This is a genomic window from Micromonospora sp. AMSO1212t, from assembly GCF_008868145.1.
Lineage (GTDB): Bacteria > Actinomycetota > Actinomycetes > Mycobacteriales > Micromonosporaceae > Micromonospora > Micromonospora tulbaghiae.
On the sequence record NZ_WBKS01000256.1, the window covers coordinates 1 to 1025 of the forward strand.

A 1025-nucleotide genomic window follows, 5' to 3' on the forward strand; every position below is an offset into this window, starting at 1 on the left:
CGAGCTACGCGCACCACCCGCGGCCGCCACACCCGTCCCGGTCCCGTCGGCGACTGCCACGCCCAGCCCGAGCGCGACGCCGACCCCACCGGCCCCGGTCCTCCCGCCCACGCTCTCGCCGTCCGCGCCGGCCTCGGCGGCGCCCTGCCGGGGGCGGCCGTCCGGCGACCGGATCGTCGCGCTGCTGCGCGGATCCGCAGGCGTGCTGCCCCGGGACGTCAAGGTGACGGTGGCGACCGGTCCGCTCTGCGCCGAGGGCTGGCAGTACACGGTGCTGACTGTCACCGGGCACGAGGAGTTGCAGGTGGTCACGCGTGGCGAGACCGGCACGCCGAGGCTGGTCACCGCCGGCACGGACGTGTGCGGCGTCGAGGTACGGACCGTGGCGCCGATCGGCATCCGTACCCTGGCCTGCGACGGCACGCCGGGTGCGTAGGCTGGTCGGCATGCCGGGAACACCGCCGACCCGCTTCGTCTACCTGGGCCCCGAGGGCACCTTCGCCGAACAGGCCCTGCGTACCGTGCCCGCCGCCGAGCGCGGGGACCGCACGCCGGCCCGCAGCGTCGGTGAGGCGCTCGACGCGGTACGCGCCGGGGAGGCGGACGCGGCGCTGGTGCCGCTGGAGAACTCCATCGGCGGCGCGGTCGGGGTGACGCTCGACGAACTGGTCGAGGGCGACCCGCTGGTGATCACCCGCGAGGTGGTCCTGCCGGTGGAGTTCGTGCTGGCCGCCCGCGCCGGCACCACGCTGTCCGACGTCCGCTCCGTCGCGGCCCACCCGCAGGCGTCCACCCAGTGCCGGGGCTGGCTGCGGGAGCACCTGCCCGACGCCACAGTGGTCGACGTGCTCTCCAACGGCGCCGCCGCGGCCGGAGCGGCGAGCGGCGAGTACGACGCCGCCATCTGCGCCCCGATCGGCGCGACCCGGCACCGGCTGGCAGTGCTGGCCGACAAGATCGCCGACCACCCGGACGCGGTCACCCGGTTCGCGCTCGTGTCCCTGTCTCTTATTCCAATCTCCGAG

The 1025-nt window shown here is 75.7% G+C and carries 2 protein-coding genes; both read left to right on the forward strand.

The window, feature by feature from the left end; genetic code table 11:
* A partial coding sequence (locus F8279_RS29690) for a hypothetical protein (protein ID WP_151501712.1) occupies positions 1–436 on the forward strand: 436 nt, incomplete at its 5' end.
* Positions 437–446: 10 nt separating this feature from the next.
* A partial coding sequence (locus F8279_RS29695) for a prephenate dehydratase domain-containing protein (protein WP_305069416.1) occupies positions 447–1025 on the forward strand: 579 nt, incomplete at its 3' end.